The 16934-nt window shown below is 61.9% G+C and carries 15 protein-coding genes and 1 tRNA gene; 7 read left to right on the top strand and 9 right to left on the bottom strand.

Going from position 1 to position 16934, the window contains the following annotated elements:
• Positions 1–123: 123 nt before the first annotated feature.
• Entirely contained in the window at positions 124–1797 is a 1674-nt protein-coding gene (gene ettA / locus MYCSP_RS07150; RefSeq protein ID WP_070911225.1) for an energy-dependent translational throttle protein EttA, read from the bottom strand.
• A gap of 118 nt (positions 1798–1915) precedes the next feature.
• Positions 1916–2389 carry a single-stranded DNA-binding protein gene (ssb, locus tag MYCSP_RS07145; RefSeq protein ID WP_088413478.1) on the bottom strand — a complete coding sequence of 158 codons (474 nt, stop codon included), beginning with the start codon at positions 2387–2389 and terminating at the stop codon, positions 1916–1918.
• 180 nt (positions 2390–2569) lie between these two features.
• On the opposite strand from ssb, the gene atzF reads away from it, so the two are divergent.
• Positions 2570–4180 (top strand): allophanate hydrolase, encoded by a 1611-nt coding sequence (gene atzF, locus MYCSP_RS07140; protein ID WP_162266213.1) that lies wholly within the window; start codon positions 2570–2572, stop codon positions 4178–4180.
• Here the strand turns inward: atzF and MYCSP_RS07135 are convergent.
• On the bottom strand, positions 4177–6186 hold the full coding sequence (locus tag MYCSP_RS07135; RefSeq protein WP_088413477.1) for a cytochrome c oxidase assembly protein: 2010 nt from the start codon (positions 6184–6186) through the stop codon (positions 4177–4179). The genes atzF and MYCSP_RS07135 overlap by 4 nt on opposite strands.
• A gap of 73 nt (positions 6187–6259) precedes the next feature.
• Between MYCSP_RS07135 and MYCSP_RS07130 the strand changes: the two genes are divergently transcribed.
• The 3 genes from MYCSP_RS07130 to MYCSP_RS23060 all read left to right on the top strand — a co-directional run bounded on the left by MYCSP_RS07130 (position 6260) and on the right by MYCSP_RS23060 (position 9293).
• Positions 6260–6333: transfer RNA gene (locus tag MYCSP_RS07130), tRNA-Arg, on the top strand.
• A 421-nt stretch (positions 6334–6754) separates the two neighbouring features.
• Positions 6755–8191, top strand: coding sequence for a glycoside hydrolase family 19 protein (locus tag MYCSP_RS07125; protein WP_235629529.1), 1437 nt, complete (start codon positions 6755–6757; stop codon positions 8189–8191).
• A gap of 202 nt (positions 8192–8393) precedes the next feature.
• A complete protein-coding gene (locus MYCSP_RS23060) occupies positions 8394–9293 on the top strand; it encodes a hypothetical protein (protein WP_157886160.1) in 900 nt (299 codons plus the stop codon).
• A gap of 154 nt (positions 9294–9447) precedes the next feature.
• Here MYCSP_RS23060 and MYCSP_RS07120 read toward each other — a convergent pair whose 3' ends face one another.
• The 4 genes from MYCSP_RS07120 to MYCSP_RS07105 form a co-directional block, all read right to left on the bottom strand.
• Positions 9448–10449: a GNAT family N-acetyltransferase gene (locus tag MYCSP_RS07120; RefSeq protein ID WP_088413476.1), complete on the bottom strand. Its 1002-nt coding sequence runs from the start codon at positions 10447–10449 to the stop codon at positions 9448–9450.
• Positions 10450–10544: 95 nt separating this feature from the next.
• Positions 10545–11381, bottom strand: coding sequence for an LLM class F420-dependent oxidoreductase (locus MYCSP_RS07115; protein ID WP_088413475.1), 837 nt, complete (start codon positions 11379–11381; stop codon positions 10545–10547).
• Between the two features lie 12 nt (positions 11382–11393).
• Positions 11394–12284, bottom strand: coding sequence for an aldo/keto reductase (locus MYCSP_RS07110; protein WP_209435430.1), 891 nt, complete (start codon positions 12282–12284; stop codon positions 11394–11396).
• A 76-nt stretch (positions 12285–12360) separates the two neighbouring features.
• Entirely contained in the window at positions 12361–13191 is an 831-nt protein-coding gene (locus tag MYCSP_RS07105) for a helix-turn-helix transcriptional regulator (RefSeq protein ID WP_088415497.1), read from the bottom strand.
• Between the two features lie 180 nt (positions 13192–13371).
• Between MYCSP_RS07105 and MYCSP_RS07100 the strand changes: the two genes are divergently transcribed.
• The gene (locus tag MYCSP_RS07100; RefSeq protein WP_088413474.1) at positions 13372–14121 is read left to right on the top strand and encodes an SDR family NAD(P)-dependent oxidoreductase; all 750 of its coding nucleotides are present in this window, start codon (positions 13372–13374) and stop codon (positions 14119–14121) included.
• 87 nt (positions 14122–14208) lie between these two features.
• Complete coding sequence (locus tag MYCSP_RS07095; RefSeq protein WP_088413473.1) at positions 14209–14553, top strand: DUF732 domain-containing protein; 345 nt, start codon at positions 14209–14211, stop codon at positions 14551–14553.
• A 15-nt stretch (positions 14554–14568) separates the two neighbouring features.
• On the opposite strand, the gene MYCSP_RS07090 is transcribed toward MYCSP_RS07095, so the two are convergent.
• The gene (locus MYCSP_RS07090; protein WP_088413472.1) at positions 14569–15183 is read right to left on the bottom strand and encodes a TetR/AcrR family transcriptional regulator; all 615 of its coding nucleotides are present in this window, start codon (positions 15181–15183) and stop codon (positions 14569–14571) included.
• A gap of 73 nt (positions 15184–15256) precedes the next feature.
• Here MYCSP_RS07090 and MYCSP_RS07085 point away from each other — a divergent pair, with 73 nt between their 5' ends.
• Positions 15257–16159 (top strand): hypothetical protein, encoded by a 903-nt coding sequence (locus MYCSP_RS07085; protein WP_088415496.1) that lies wholly within the window; start codon positions 15257–15259, stop codon positions 16157–16159.
• 6 nt (positions 16160–16165) lie between these two features.
• Here the strand turns inward: MYCSP_RS07085 and MYCSP_RS07080 are convergent, their stop codons facing one another.
• Positions 16166–16858 carry a hypothetical protein gene (locus MYCSP_RS07080; protein ID WP_088413471.1) on the bottom strand — a complete coding sequence of 231 codons (693 nt, stop codon included), beginning with the start codon at positions 16856–16858 and terminating at the stop codon, positions 16166–16168.
• Between the last annotated feature and the right edge of the window lie 76 nt (positions 16859–16934).

Here is a 16934-nt window from a genome sequence, read left to right as displayed (position 1 = left end):
TGGCCGGTACACCAGATCCGTTGGTATACGGCGTGTTTTCGGAAGTGGTGGTCCCTGTATTAACAGTCACGCAGAACGCTCCTGGCTGAGGTTGCATGCCGGGTTTCGACACGCAACCTCACCCTAGTCGCGAGTCAGGCGGCGGTGGGTAACTCTATGAGGTCTGGCTGCATCGATACCCAAACGTTCCACTTTGTTCTCTTCGTAGGCCTGAAAGTTGCCTTCAAACCAGAACCAGGAAGCGGGGTTGTCGTCGCTCCCCTCCCACGCCAGGATGTGCGTGCAAGTGCGGTCCAGGAACCACCGGTCGTGCGAAATGACCACCGCACAGCCGGGGAACTGCTCAAGCGCGTTCTCCAGCGAGCCCAGGGTTTCGACGTCCAGGTCGTTGGTGGGTTCGTCGAGCAGGATCAGGTTTCCGCCCTGCTTGAGAGTGAGCGCCAGGTTCAGACGGTTGCGCTCACCACCGGAGAGCACACCGGCCGGCTTCTGCTGATCCGGGCCCTTGAACCCGAATGCGGAAACATAAGCCCGCGAAGGCATTTCATTCTGGCCGACCACAATGTGGTCGAGCCCGTCGGAAACGACCTCCCACACGTTCTTCTTGGGGTCGATGCCGGCGCGGCTCTGGTCCACGTAGCTCAGCTTGACGGTCTCGCCCACCTTGACCTCGCCGCCGTCGGGGTTCTCCAACCCGACGATGGTCTTGAACAGCGTGGTCTTACCGACACCGTTGGGGCCGATGACGCCGACGATGCCGTTACGGGGCAGCGTGAACGACAGGTCCTTGATGAGGGTGCGGCCCTCGAAGCCCTTGTCGAGGTGCTCGACCTCCACCACCACATTGCCCAGACGCGGACCGGTCGGGATCTGGATTTCCTCGAAGTCGAGCTTCCGCGTCTTCTCGGCCTCGGTGACCATCTCCTCGTACCGCTGCAGACGGGCCTTGTTCTTGGCCTGCCGCGCCTTGGCACCGGAACGCACCCACGCGAGCTCTTCCTGCAGCCGCTTGTGCAGCTTGGCGTCCTTGCGCCCCTGCACGGCGATGCGCTCTGCCTTCTTCTCCAGGTAGGTGGAGTAGTTGCCCTCGTACGGGTAGGCCCGGCCGCGGTCCAGCTCGAGGATCCACTCGGCCACGTTGTCCAGGAAGTACCGGTCGTGGGTGACAGCCAGGATGGCGCCGGGGTAGCTGGCCAGGTGCTGTTCGAGCCACAGCACGCTCTCTGCGTCCAGGTGGTTGGTGGGCTCGTCGAGCAGCAGCAGGTCGGGCTTGGACAGCAGCAGCTTGCACAACGCCACCCGTCGGCGCTCACCACCGGACAAGTGCGTCACGGGCTCGTCGGGCGGCGGGCAGCGCAGCGCGTCCATGGCCTGCTCCAGCTGAGAGTCGATATCCCAGGCGTCGGCCGCGTCCAGTTCTTCCTGGAGCTTGCCCATCTCTTCCATGAGCTCGTCGGAGTAGTCGGTGGCCATCAACTCGGCCACCTCGTTGTATCGATTGAGCTTGCCTTTGAGGGCCACGCCGTCCTCGACGTTCTCACGCACCGTCTTCGTCTCGTCCAGGTGCGGCTCCTGCATCAAGATCCCGACGGAAGCCCCGTTGGCCAGGAACGCCTCACCGTTGTTCGGCTTGTCGAGCCCGGCCATGATCTTCAGGACGCTGGATTTACCGGCGCCGTTCGGACCGACCACACCAATCTTGGCGCCGGGCAGGAAGTTCAGGGTGACATCGTCGAGGATGACCTTGTCGCCATGCGCCTTGCGGACTTTCATCATCGTGTAGATGTACTCAGCCATTGCCGCGCTGTCGCCTCTCCTCTAAGTTCTTTCGCCGCAGCTCACGGCCGTTCTGGTGAGCTGCCCGAACCATCCTAGGTGAGAGGCGACCGCGCGGTCGCCGGTGTCAGCCCACAGATCAAGCACTCAGGCGAAGGTTGGCCGACTCCTCGCTGCTCTCGACTGCTTCCGCAGGCTCAGGCACCAATTCTTCAGCATCGGCATTGGGTTGCTCGGTGTCCTCCTGTTTACCGGTGTATCCGACCTTCTCTATGCGGGCGATGGTCCGCGACAGGTCCGGGCCGACAGCGATCGCCTTCATCTCGGTGATCTGGCGGCGGTTGCCGTCCTTGTCCTCGAACTCGCTGGTGTGCAGGTGACCGTGAACGATCACCGGCGCTCCCTTGCCCAAGGCGGCGCCCACTCCGGTGACCAGCCGACCCCAGCAGCTGACGTTGATGAAGAGGGAGTTGGAATTCACCCAGCTGCCGTCGTCGCGTCGACGGCGCGCATTACTGGCGACCCGGAATCTGATCATCTCGTCGGTGCCGACCTGGCGCCGCTTGAGATCTCCGACGATAGAGCCGATCACAGTCACTGGCGTTTCAAACATGGTCCGTGCCTTTCCTTACCTATCTGCGCACCACCGTTCGGGTGCCCTTCGTGGCTCCAGTAACCCCGCGCACACCGACACCGCGACCCGTCATCCATGCGTGTTCAAGCCGCCGCTGTGGATGAATGTCGGATTGGGGATAAGTGGCCGATACGTCCCACCACCCGTACCTTGCTTCACATGACGGTTTGGATCATGCGCCGCCCCGAGAACGAAATCGCCACCGAATTGCAGGGCTCATCAGGGCCGTTGGCCGGTGTACGACTCGCAGTGAAGGACAACGTGGACGTGGGCGGTGTGCCCACCACCGCTGCTTGTCCGGAGTACGCGTACGTTCCCGAACACGACGCACCGGCAGTCGCGGCCTTGCGTGCGGCGGGCGCCGTAGTGGTCGGCAAGACCAACCTCGATCAGTTCGCGACCGGGCTCGTCGGTACGCGCTCCCCATACGGCGCGGTATCCGACTCGCGCCGTCCCCAATACATCAGCGGCGGCTCCAGTTCCGGATCCGCCGTGGCCGTCGCGACCGGCGAGGCCGATATCGCGATCGGTACCGATACGGCCGGATCTGGCCGCGTGCCCGCGGGACTACAGGGCATCGTCGGGATCAAACCGACGGTCGGCGTCGTCTCCACCGAAGGTGTGGTCCCGGCCTGCGAATCCTATGACTGTGTCACCATTTTCGCGCCGTCCCTGACCACCGCCAACCTCGCGATGGCCGCCATGGGTGCCGCGGTCGGGCCGCGGACGTGGCCGGCCAACACCCGATTGGCCGCGCCGCCGCAGCCCACCGTCGCGGTCCCGCGCGAGCTGCCGGCCCTGGACGAATTGTGGCGCAACGCGTTTCACGCGGCGGTCGAACGCCTTCGGGAGGCCGGAGCAACCATCGTCGAGGTTGACCTGGCGCCCTTCCTGGCCGCAGCAAAACTGCTGTACGAGGGTGCGTTGGTCACCGAGCGTTACGCCGCCGTGGGCGAATTCATCGACGCGCATCCGGAGGCCACGCTTGACCCCACTGTGGCGCAGATCATTTCGGGTGCGCGTGATATTCCCGCGCATCGCCTCGTTCGTGATCGCGCCGAGGTACAACGCCTGCGCGAGCAAGCCATGACCTCACTGGCAGGAGCGGATGCACTCTTGGTGCCCACCGCACCGCTGCATCCGACGATCGAGCAGGTGACCGCGGACCCTGTTGGCGTCAACGCCACCATGGGGACCTACACCAATTTCTGCAATCTGTTCGACCTGTGCGCGGTGTCGGTACCCGCGGGCACCGCCGGAGAGGCGCAGTTCGGGGTGACGGTCATCGCACGGGCCTTCGATGACGCGGTGGCCTTCGACATCGCCGCCCTGGTGACCGGAGAACCTGTCGGACAAGATGTTTGGCCTGCAGCAATCACCCTGTCCCACGAGCTTGCGGTGTTCGGCGCGCACCTCAGGGGAGGCCCGCTGGAGTTCCAACTCACCGATCTGGGGGCACGCTGGGTCGGTCCGGTGCGCACCGCCGCCAGGTACCGGATGTCGGCACTACGCACCACACCACCCAAGCCCGGCCTTACCCGTTCCGAAGAGGATGGCGTGAGCATCGGCGGCGAGATCTGGCGACTGTCCCCCGCCGCGTTGGGAACCTTCCTGGCGCAGCTGCCCGAGCCCATGCTGCTGGGCAAGGTCGAGTGTGATGACGGGTTGTGGCGCACCGGCTTTGGCTGCGACGGCGCCGCCGCGCGGGCCGGCGTCGACATCAGCGAGCACGGCAGCTGGCCGGCGGCCATTGCCGCGGGCGCGGTCTAGCCGCGCGTCTTCTCGTCGTGCTGGGCCATTTTGGCCAGCATGGCGTTGTAGGCGGCCAGGTCGGCGTCGTCATCGCGGTCTGCGGCACGGTCCTGCCGTCGGGCAAGCCGCTCATCGGAGCGCGACCACTGGATGACCAGCGCGATCATCACCACCATCAACGGCAACTCTCCCGTTGCCCAGGTGATCGCGCCACCCATGTGCTGATCGGACGCCAGATCTATCCGCCAGGGCAACGCGAGATTGCTGTAGAACTTTTCGCCGAGAATGGATTTCGTGCCCATCAGAATGACGCCGAAAAAGGCGTGCAGGGGCAGTGAGACCAGCACGATGCCCAACTTGGCGACCGGGGGCAGCCGCCGCGGAGACGGATCGATGCCGATGACCACCCAGTAGAACAGGTATCCGCTGAGCAGAAAGTGCAGGTTCATCGCCAGGTGCGCAGCGTGCACGTCGACGGCGGCGTCGTAAAGCCCGCTGAGATACAGGCCGTAGAACCCGCCGATGAACAGCGACGTCGCCACCAACGGATGCGTCAAGAAGCGAGAGAACTTGCTGTGCAACGCCATCTGCACCCACTCGCGCAGCCCGGGTGGATCACCCTTGCCCGCGGCGGGCAGCACCCGCAACAACAATGTCACGGGGCCACCGAGGACCAAGAGCACGGGCACCAGCATCGAAAGCATCATGTGCGCGACCATGTGCATGCTGAACATCGCGGGCATGTATCGCCCGACGCCCGATGAGGTGGCGATCAGCAAGAAGGCGCAGCCGCATACCCAGGAGATGGTGCGCCCCACCGGCCATTCGTCGCCGCGCGCCTTGAGCCTGTGCACTCCGACCAGGTAGGCGACCGCGAAAACGATGGCGGCCGTTCCGAAGATGAGATCGAAGCGCCAGTCGAACATCAATCGGCCCGGTGTCGGCGGGCCATCGAGGTTGTAGCCGATGGCGACCTCGACAGGTGAGGGATTGAGGTTGACCGGCGGTGGTGGCGGGGTACGTCCCAGCCCGACGGCGATGCCGAAGGTAACCGCGAAAATGACGGCTTCCATCCCGGCAAGCCGAATCAGCGGCCGGCGGTTCTGCGGTTCCTCGGTCAATGCCGTTATTGCCGAACGGCGTTGCAGATACCCCAGCACCCCCAGCACCAGCAGCGCGGTGGCCTTGCCTATCAGCAGCCAGCCGTATCGGGTAGTGAACAGGTCCGAAAGCTGCACCCGGATAAGCGCGTTGATGATGCCGCTGAGCCCGATCGCGACGTAACACCACAGCGCCACCGTGGAGAACCGGCGTGCGGCCACGTCGAGGTAGCCTCCACCGCGCAGCGCGTGTATCAACAGCGCCACCAAACCGCCCGCCCACAGCGCCGCGGAGACCAGATGGATGATCAGACTGTTGGTGCCCAGATCATGTGCGCCACCGGTGGCAGAATGCCCCACCAACGCGAGCGGCATCAGTGAGGCCACCGATCCGATTACCAGCAGGGGCGTCCACGACCAGCGCAGCACTACTCGGCTGGCGATCGCGACGGCGGCAGCGATGAAGGCCATCCAACGCCAGGCGTTCACCGTCTCGATGTCACCCGCGAGTGACCACAACTCTCCGGGGCCGAAATCGCTGACCGGCTGACCGGACACGTCGGACACCGACAGCGGCACCATGACCGCCGAGAGCACCGCCAGCGCGGCCGATGCCGCCATGCCGATGCGCAGCGAGCGATATCCGTCCACATCGAGCACCCCGCTGGCCTGCGGAGGAACGAAGAAGGCCGCGAGCATGAACGCGCCGACGGCGACGACGGCGACGATTTCGGCGGCGGCACGCACGAACGGCAGCCCGTAGGACGTGATGGGGCCGGGGTTGGGCAGGCCGGTCGCGAGCAAGGCGTCCGTCAACGAGAGTGCGCCGATTATGGCTGCAACCAGGCCTGCCAGTGCCGCCAGACCCACGACGATCGTCCAGATCGGCGAATCGGTCTTCCTGGCGGTGGGCGTGGTGGTCACCAATCAAGGGTATGGCGAGATGCGATCCGCACCGTCACCGGTTCGATAGACTCCCGTGCGGCGAGCGCCACATGCCTCCGTAGCTCAGTTGGATAGAGCAAGGGCCTTCTAATCCCTAGGTCGCAGGTTCGATTCCTGCCGGGGGCGCAAGTTTTTTCGCAGGTGGGGGCAGATTTCATACACAAACGTCAGTGACATGCCCCCTTATCCGCCCTTCAGCTAGGCGGAAGCTGCAGACAATCCCACACTCCGGCGCACCCGACCACAGAGCAGATAGCTGAAGCACCAAGCGGTGGCCGGTGCGTAGAGGTAGCTAAGCCAGACTTTCGACTCACGCAGCCCGAGCGCTCGACATGGATCCAAGGTATTGCCAGGTGAGAAGCGGTCATCTCCGGCTGCCGCATCGCCATGGCGCCTAGTGGGCATTATCAGCAAACACGTTGATGCTCTAGATATGTGGACATGTTCTGGTGTGTTCTGTCATGATGCTGGCAGTCAGCTACATATCCGATGGTGTGTGGCGTGAGTGGGAGGGCTTCTTCGGGTGGTAATCAAAGATCGGTGGCACATGTCGCCAGGTTTGCGTCGCACATCAGCAGTCGTGGCCATCACCGCCCTCGCCATCAGCGGCGCCAAGATCGCTAGCGACCACACCACAGCCGGCAGCGGGTTCTCCACCGTCCAGACCGCAGCAGCCGACCCCACCGGCCCCACCGGCGGCCCCGGCGACGGCGGTATGAACGGCAGCCAATTCCAGCCACCCGGCCTACCACCCCAACAACCCGACTACCAGGGCGGCATCAACCAGCCACCCCTGGACCAAAACTCGGGCATCTCCATCTACAACACCGGCACCCAAGGCGCACCCCAACAAGGCACCAGCCAAAGCAGCCAACAGGGCCAACAGGGCCAACAACCCCAACACGGCACCCAAATCCCCGACTACCAAACCGCCACCCCCTACACCCAGGGACCCGGCAAAACCAACCCCGACTACCAAACACCACAACAAGGGCAACAACCCCAACAAGGCAACCAACAACCCACCCAAACCCCACAACCCAACCAAAACAACCAACAAGACCAGCAAGACCGCGAACTCCAACAAAAATGCGAACAACAAGCCCAGTACTACGGCATCTTCGAACAACTCCGCAGCTTCATCGCCTCCTCCCTCGGCGGCACCGGAAACACCTTCCAACAACCAAGCCGCAAATTCAGCCCCGCATTCCAATGCAACTGCGCACCCCAACAAACAGGACCACAAAAACAATCACCAGAAACGCCCGCGCAGACACCAAGTAGGCAATCAAACGAGCCTTGCCATAGCGACTATGGAATCGACGGTCTGATGCGTACGGTCTATCCGAAAATCAGCGACGAAACGCTCCGATCTGTCTCTACGCCGGTGCAGATAGCGATGCGGGTCTATGAGATAAATTCGGTCTCACGGATTTCCGCGTTCTTGGCACAGATTCGAGCTGAAGTGGGACCCGCCTTTGCTGATCTCACTGAAGGTTCACCATACCCTGAGGGTAGTGCTGCTGAACAAGACTATTTCAACACTAACTATGCCAACTCAAATGGAAATGGCGACGTAGCTTCTGGCGATGGCTTCAAGTATCGCGGCCACGGGACGATGCAACTGACGGGCCGGGGAAACTATCGAAATGCAGATCAAGCTTTCGATCAGCTCTTGAACCTCGCACCGGGTACGTTTGAAAGCAACCCTGACTATTTGAGCAATCCGACAAACATGCATGCAATAATGCGCGTGGCAGGATGGTTCTTCACCGATGGCGGTGCCGGTAGTGCAAAGCAAGGCGATAAATACATTAACGCCCAACACACGAATGGGAACTACCTCGCAGATCAGGTACAATCTAGCACCGACTGGGAAAACTTTGACAAGATCACACAACAGATTAATGGCGGGCAGACCGGACAGGCGGTACGGCGAGATGCGTTCGAAAAGGCGTACGATTACCTCACCCCGCGATGCTGAGCCAAATCCCATGAGAAGAGAATCTTTCGTGCGAGCGCTCAACCCACTTGCATTACTTGTCACATTGGTAATCTCAGCCAGCACAATCTCGGCATGCGAACAGCCATCCCCGCCAGTAAGCTCCGTTCGAGTATCGGACGAATTAGCGTACTCCAGTAGAGATGAAATCGGATTAATAAAAGGGACTAAGGTCACATTTCGAGTGCCCACAAATCCCATTGGAGATTCACTGGCATTCACTCAGAGTGGAGATTTCGTCTACACGGTCTCGAAAGCAAGCGCATCGCCCTACGAGCTCGTAGCTGTAAATATTGAAAATCAAGAGGTCAGGCACCTGCCAATTGCCTCATCGGAGGTAAAGGCAGGGGCGGGAAATACGGTAGTTTGGTTCGAGGCTCCTAACCAATTAATGAGCCTCGATCTCGCTGCCTCACCACCATCCCCGGTTAAGCTGCGTACAGTCGTCTTTCCTCCCCTTCCCGCCGGGGCTCCATCATCCATCCCCCGCCTTATAGCCGCGCATGGTTCCACTTTTCTGTTTTCCCGGTTGGAGAACGGGCTGACGCCAGGGTCAAGTCGAATCTATCTGGCTGAAGGATCAGAAGATGTGCGTACGATTGGTTCTGCGAAAACCGATGTCCCGGTGGGTTCTGCGCAATTCAGCCCTGACGGCCAGTATGCGGCGTTCGGAAACTACGCTCGCCAGTGCGCAAATAGTATCGTCGGAAAAATTGATATAAAGGCACGCGATATTAAATATCTCGATCTTCCCAACCCTAAACCAGATATACGATCGTCCATTACAAGACTGTGGTGGTCAGCATCCGACTTACTTATGATGAGCTACTCCAGCAGAGAATGCTTTGATGCAGGTCAGTCCGATGAATGGTACAAACCGAGCAGCTGGAAACTGGAAGGAGAGAATTGGACTCAAGTCGAACCTGGTTCCGTGCTGCAACAAATCACCTTGTCTGATGGCAACTCTGTTCGCTTAGTGCCAAATAAGGCAAAGAGCAACGACCTGGTCATCATCCACGGAGATAATCAGAACACGCTCGTAAGCAACGCTGAATATCTAGCTCAAAGAGTTGTACCCCAGTGAAGCTCGCGACAAAGTGCCTCTGCATCGTCGGTATTGGGATGACTCTTGAAGTTGAACGCAGGCGCCACCTTGGCCCCCTTGCGACTTCAACCTATTCATACAGCACTCGACTGATCTCAAGGACGTCCTAAGCCAGTCCTGCACTTCCCGCTCATCAGCACAACGCCTGAATCACCTGCCGCGTGGCGATACGAACCCTTCGGGACACCTCCGAAGAAAGACTCAGCTCCCGTACGTGCGGAACATCGAGTGCGGTGACGACGACGCCCGGTCCATCCGATGCCCAGCGCACGCCGTACCGATTCAGAATGTTGCGCATCGCGTAGTTGTCGGCCAACACCGACGCCGTAAATCGACGTACGCCGTCGGCACGAGCAGACACCGCCAACGCCTCCATCAGTAGTGTTCCGATCCCCCGGCCCTGGTAGTCATCGCCAACCGTGAAGGCCAACTCGGCACTGTCGGGTTCGTCGACGTGCCGGATGAATCGAGCATCGGCCACAACGAGGCCGTCGGCTCCGTCGGTAAGTGCCCACGCGAAGTGGTCGAGGTAGTCGAGCTCAAACAGATAGGTGATCATCCGCTTACTGGGAACTCCCAGGAACCGGCGATAGACCGTACGCGGCGAGAGCCTTGCCAGGCGCTGCCTGTCGCCGGGAAGAAGGGGCCGCAGGTGGAACTCGGTGCCGTCACGCAGCCGCACCGGAATAGGGGTCACGAACGTGGCCAGCCGCTGACGCGCGGTCCAGACCAACGCCTCTGACGCACCGGGGATTTCGAGCATGGCGGTGAACGCATCCCACCCGCCGGCCCAGCCCCGCAATGGCTCGGTCGCCACGACGGTCGCCGACCGGGCAGTCCCACGCAGAAGCGCGATCTCGCCAACCACCGTGCCGGGTCTCAGATGTGCGACGACCGACTCCCCGTCTTCTCCCGCATGACGGATCTCGCCTCCGCCTGAGCCGAGGAGCAAGAACCAGTCGGCCGGCTCGCGCTGACGCATGAGTACATCCCCGGCGGCCGCGTCCAGTGGCGACAGCAACTCGGCCAGCGGCTTAAGCGCGTCGACCGCGCTGCCTGCGAAAAACTCCAATTCCGCAAGCTCTGCGGCATCGACGCCGACAGATCTGGGCCACGCTCTGTCCACGATGCGCACCGCCCTAGCCCGAACCAGCTGAGTCAGTTGGCATGGTAATCACCGGCCACCATGTCTGATCGGCTAATGGCGGAACCACATCCGCAGCCGGCGCGCTAGGCCATCAGTGCGGCAAGGCGATCCAGTGTGCGCAGGGTGGTGTCGCGGCCCGCAGCCGGCAGCAGGCCCAACAGTACCCGGTGCACACCCAAGTGGAGGCGGCGTTCGATATCGCCGGGCCGCGGCTCCAAGACGGTCGCGGTCACGGGAACGGGCGCCCTGCCCTGTTGCGCCGCCAGCCGATTGAGTTCGTCGATCCCCTGGTGAAGCTCCTCCGCCCCAAGCATTGTCGGGGCCATCCAGCCGTCGGCATGGTCGAGCACCCGTTCGTGGGTGGATGGGCCCCAGCCGCCTAACCACACCGGTGGGTGCGGTCGTTGCAGCGGCTTGGGCCAGGAGTGGATCGGGTCGAACGCCACGTACTTGCCGTGGAACTCGGCTTGCTCTTCCGTCCAGATCTTCTGGACCGCTTGGATTCGCTCACCCTGTAATGCCACCCGCGTGCGCGGATCGGTGCCGTGATTGCGGATCTCCTCACGCAACCATCCGACACCGATCCCCAACTCCAACCGTCCACCCGATGCTCTATCCAGGGTGGCGGACTCTTTTGCGAACGTGATCGGGTCTCGCTGGACAAGCAGCGCCACAGCGGTACCGATCCGCAGGTCTCTCGTCGCAGCCGCCGCAAAGGACAACGCTACGAACGGATCTAGGCTGCGGCAATAGTCGCGGGGTATTTCATCCCAGCCGGGATGGATCGTTTCGATCGTCACCGGAATGTGCGTGTGCTCGGGGACAAAAAGCGACTCGAATCCGCGCGCCTCGATCTCGACCGCCAGCTCTCCGGGTTCCATGCCTTCATCGGTGATGGTGGTGAAAATGCCTATCCGCATTGCACTCTCCCGCTATGTGCGCTCGCCGTGGAGCCGCGGGACAGCCGTAGACAGGGCATCGAACTCGGAATCACTGAGTGCGATGTCTGCAGCGGCCAGGTTCTGTGCGAGATGCGCTTCCGACGAAGTCCCCGGGATCGGAAGCACATTCGGAGAGCATCGAAGAAGCCATGCCAAGGCAATCTGCGCCGGAGTTGCGCCATGCGCACGCGCGACAACGTCCAGAGCGGCACCGGAACCATCCAGGCCTTGGGTTGCCAGTGGAAAGTATGGGATGAAGGCAATGCCGTAGGACGTGGCGTAGTCCACGACGTCAGATGCTGACCGATCGGTGAGATTGAACAGGTTCTGCACCGAGGCGATGGGCACGATCTGCCGCGCCGCATCCAACTGGCTCACCGAGACCTCCGAGAGCCCGATATGCCTGATCTTGCCTTCTTCTCTCAACAGCTTGAGCTCACCGATCTGGTCTTCCAAAGGAACGACGGGATCGACTCGATGCAACTGAAGCAAGTCGATCCGCTCCAGTTTCAGCCTCCGCAGGCTCATTTCCGTCTGCTGGCGCAGATACTCGGGCCGCCCGAGCGGGATCCAACCCCAATCCGCCGGGCCGGTACGCGCGATACCTACCTTTGTGGCGATCACCAGATCGTGGGAGTACGGGTGCAGCGCCTCGCAGATCAAGTCTTCGACAGTATGCGGGCCATAGGAATCCGCGGTGTCCAAGAAATTCACTCCCAGCTCAGCCACACGTTTGAGCAACAGCACCGCAGCTGCCGGATCTCGCGGAGGACCCCACACGCCGGGGCTGGTCAACTGCATCGTGCCGTAGCCGAGTCTGTTGACGGTGATGTCGCCACCGATGGTGAGTGTTCCCGCACTAGCAGTCTGCTGTGATGTCACGAAATCTATCCTGCGCAATCTGAACTCAAGAGACGACGAAAAATATTCGTCTCGAATGGATTTGACGTTTTTCCTGCTATTCGGACGCCTGGTCCAGAGCAAGCCTGGACAGCAGCGTGAGCCCGTCGCAGTCGGCACTGCCCGGGTCCCCCGAGTAGACAAGAAGCTGCTGCCCCGGCGCGTCGCCGACCGCGAAATTGTCGTATTGAAGGCTGATCTCGCCGACCTGGCTATGACGGAATCGCTTGGTTCCGCTTGTTCGTGGCCGGACATCGTGCTGCATCCACACGAACGTGAAGGCATCACTCTGAATCGTCAACTCACCTACAACTTCTGCTACACGCGGGTCGTCACGGAACGTCACCGAATTCGCACGCAGATTGCGGGCAGTGGCCCGCGCGACGTCGTCCCAATCGAGATAGAACTGCCTGGCCGCGGGGTCGAGGAAAACCATGTACGCCAGGTTGTCCGCGCGCGAGAAGTCGCCGTAGAGCGCACGGGCGTGCGCATTCATGGTCAAGATGTCCAGCGCCGGTCCAACTACCAATGCCGGCGCATGCACTACGTTGTCGACGATTCTCATCGCTCCCGCGCTGGGATCGCCCTGAGCGACGGAGGCGGATGCTCCCCCGGCTGGCCGGGCAAGAACTGCTAGGTGCTCAGCCGCATGCGTATCGAGTTGCAGCGCCCGCGAAATCGCCCGCAGCACCTGATCGGAAGGATGGCGCTCCCGCCCTTGTTCCAGCCTGGTGTAGTAATCAGCGCTCACCCCGGCGAGCACGGCAACCTCTTGGCGCCGCAGGCCCAAGACACGGCGCGGCTCATCCTGCGGCAGCCCCGCCTGTCGCGGCGATATCAAAGCCCGGCGCGCTCTCAGAAAGTCGCCCAACTCATTTCGCCGATCCATGTTTCTCAACATACTCACGGCGACTCGTCCCAACCAGGGTGTAACACACCCACCCAGCGCACCCCTCGACCGAAGCCTGGCCGAGTAGGAGCAGCGCACCCTTCCTAGGTCACGACCTCAAACTTACGCTGCATGAGTAGTCATCGAAACATACTGCGGTTAAAGGGAAGACAGATAAAGATGGGCATTCTGACAGGCAAGACGGCACTCGTTACGGGCGCATCGAAGGGAATCGGAGCGGCCATTGCTCGTGACCTGGCGTCCGCGGGAGCGCACGTGGCGGTCCACTACTCATCGAGCAAGGGCGGCGCAGACCATGTGGTGAAGTCAATCGAAGACTCCGGGGGCCAAGCCTTCGCCATCCAGGCCGATATCTCCGCCCCGGCCAGTGTCGAAGAACTGTTCGGTGAACTCAGAAGCCGGTTCGACAAGCTCGACATTCTGGTCAACAACGCAGGGGTGTATGAGATGGGCGCGGTGGAATCGGTGACCGCAGCGGAACTTCAACGTCAGTTCAGCCTGAACGTCTTCGGCCTGGCAATCACAATCGCCGAAGCGCTCACCAGTGCTCTTCACTCCGGCTCAAGCATCGTCAACATCGGGTCAAGCGTCACCAGCTTCACCCCGGCAAACTCGCTGGTGTACACCGCCTCAAAGGGCGCCGTGGATGCGATTACCGGTACCCTCTCCAAGGAGCTGGGCCCGCGGGGTATCCGGGTGAATTCGGTCAATCCCGGGTTGACCGTCACCGACGGCATGCAATCCAGCGCCTTCTCCAGCCGCGAGTTCCGCACTGAAATCGAGAACATAACCCCGCTCGGCCGGATCGGTGTGCCAGAGGACATCGCCCCGGCGGTGACATTCCTGGCCTCTGACCGTGCTTCGTGGATTACCGGAGAGATCCTGGTCATCGGCGGTGGGCTGAACTAGCGCCCGCGTGAACATGCTGTGTTCGCAATTCGCCCATGCCAAGCCCTGTCCCGTGGCAATAATGCTGGTGACTGGAAGGAATTAGGGATGGACAAGCTCCGTACCAGGATCGTCGTCGGGATGGCCGCGGCCGGCATGTCGGCCGGTGGCGTGTTCGGCGTCGGTACTGCGCAGGCAAACGACCACACGTTCCTGGACAGTCTGCGCGCCGCCGGGGTCTTCATTCACAAGGATGCCGAGCCGTACGTGGTCCAGGCGGGACACCAGGCCTGCCGCGACTTGAAGAACGGTGTCCCACCGGAGGAGGTGGGATCGCAGTTCCCGGTGGGTTCCGGCGTCGCGCCCGCACCAGCCCCCAATGTCTATCTCGACATTCTGCAAAGCGAGCTGTGCCCGAACGCGCTGAACCCCGCGACGCCACCACCGGCGTAGCAGATCGCGCGCAGATTAAGCCTTAACCGCGTCCCACGCCGCCCGCCCGAGAACAGACGCTGCGGCCAGCATGTCGAAATCGGCCGATCGCGCCAGCCATAGCCGGGCATATTCGACGCACGGACCCATCCACAACGCCTGGCATAACCGGGGCGGCAGGGGCTTGATGCGCCGCTTTTCGACGTGCGGTTGCAGCCACGCACTGGCTTGGGAGTAGAAATCTTCGTTCAGTGCGGTGATGGTCGATCGAGAATCCTCGATGACCTCGAACTCCCGACAGTGGAATAGGAACCGAGCCCGCATTTCGTGGGCGGCAACCCATTCCAAGTGGAAACGCACGGCACCCTCGATCCCGCCGCGCGCTCCCGAACTATCTTGCAGCACCGCAAGATACGCATCGTAATAGTCACGCAGTGTCTCGAGATACAACTCGGCGGCGACGCCTTCCTTGCTCCCGAAGAAGTGATAAATGCTGCCCACGCTGGCGCCCGATTCGCGGTGCAGCGCCTCGACCGTGGCGCCGGCCACACCACTCTTCAGGAAGGACGTAAGCGCTGCGTCGAGGATCGCGCGACGACGGGCGACACCGGCATTCGAGGCAGTGGGCACCACCGAAGAATACTGAATCACCTCTTGACTAGAGAATTTTTCTAGAATAATTTTCCAGTCGATGGCGGATTCAGACCCCGAAGGACGGCGCAGATTGAGTACCAGCACCGACAACCGCACGAACAGCCAAGCGCGGCGGGCCCATCCCATCGACGTAGCCCTCGGCGTCGCCTGCGTGGTGTGGGTCGTCATGACGCTGTGGTCAGGAATCTCCACCGGTGGCGCTGGCCTGCCCGTCGTCGCCCAGACCATCACCTCGTTGGCACTGGTGGTCGCGGTGTTCGGGCACATGCTCAAACACCTGGGCGTGAAGTTGGCTTTGGCCTACTTCGTCATCGCATCCGTCGTGGAATGGGCGTTTGAGCAGGCCAACATCAGCTACAGCGGATTCATCTGGGGAGATCTGCGCTATGGCGACATCCCGATGATGGGCCCACATATCGGCAGCGTTCCCCTGCTGGTACCGGTCGGCATGGTTGCGCTGCTGTGGCCGGTTTACGTGATCATCAATGTGATACTCGACGGAAAGATCGTGGTCGCCCCGCGCAGCCTACGACCATGGCAAGTCATATGGCATTGCGTGCTGTACGGCATGCTGCACGCCTGGATCGCATTCCTGGCCAACGGTTTTTGCACCAAGTTCGGCATCTATGAATGGGTCGGCAAGTCCAAAGCACTCGCCCCCGCGGACTCCTTCTTCGGCGATCCGGCACTACCTGTCGGCTGGGCGATCTGGGGCTTCCTGATCACGCTCGTCATTTCGTTCGCGCTCCTGCCCGTGTTGGGCAGGGAAGCGCTGGCACGCGCTGAGCAACGTCCGCTCGGCTGGGTCGATGCCGCGCCCATCGTCGTCATCGGCGCCTACGCGTTCGGCCTGTTTCTCAACCCGGTCAACGAGTCTGTCGGCAGCGTCATCTTGTTCATGTTCGGCTTCATCTCACTACTCGCCTTGTATCGCTTCACGGCAGCCTTGCTGGAGCAGAGGCTGACGGGCTGACCGCACTCATCCGCAGTCGTACTGCACTCCGATACCACGCGGCGGGATCGCCCGCTTGGTGCACCCGAAAACCACGAGCTCGTCACCGAGTCGCACGGCCGAGTGATGCGGATAGTTCACGCAGTACAAACCCTTCGCGTCCGATCGGCATTGGTAGTCACCGAATTTCAGCCGCTTTCCGTGTTCCAACGGCAGGCCCACTCCCTCGCTGAACGGCCCGGGGTCTCCATGCAGGCTGCCCAGGGTGACGGTCGCTCCGTCGAAGCTCACCCAGCCCGAGATCCATTGGCCGGGTAGATCGGGAGGACGGGGCGGCGCATTGCGAATCCCCGGCAGACAGGACAGCGGCACCTTGTACTTGAACGCCGTGATGCATCCCCCGATGATCCGGGGACCAAGCTCACCGGGTGAGCGGAACGCCACCTCACCTTCGGACAGCTGCGACGGTGCGCCGTCCTGATCGACCGCGCGGAATTCCTCTGGATCGACGGGGTCGCCCGCCTCGATCCAGCGGGTCACCGACTCCACGGACGCGCCCGGCCCCGGCGCAGGTGCCGACGACGTTGTCGAAGTCGTCGGAGGCGTCTGGCTCAAAGTACTTACCGAGGACGCGCCCGATGAGGTCGGCGTCCCCTGCCGCGTGTGTGACGCACACCCCGCGACCAGGAAGATCAGGCACAACACGCTCCAGACACGCACCCGGTGAGCGTAGCTTGTCCTCCGCATTGGGTAGGGTCCCTCGGCGTGACTCAGAGCGTGACCGTGAAATCTGTAA

Origin of the sequence: Mycobacteroides saopaulense (assembly GCF_001456355.1) — a bacterium.
Taxonomy (GTDB): Bacteria; Actinomycetota; Actinomycetes; order Mycobacteriales; family Mycobacteriaceae; genus Mycobacterium; species Mycobacterium saopaulense.
Note: the sequence above shows the minus strand (reverse complement) of the source record. Positions and strands in the feature narration are given on the sequence as shown.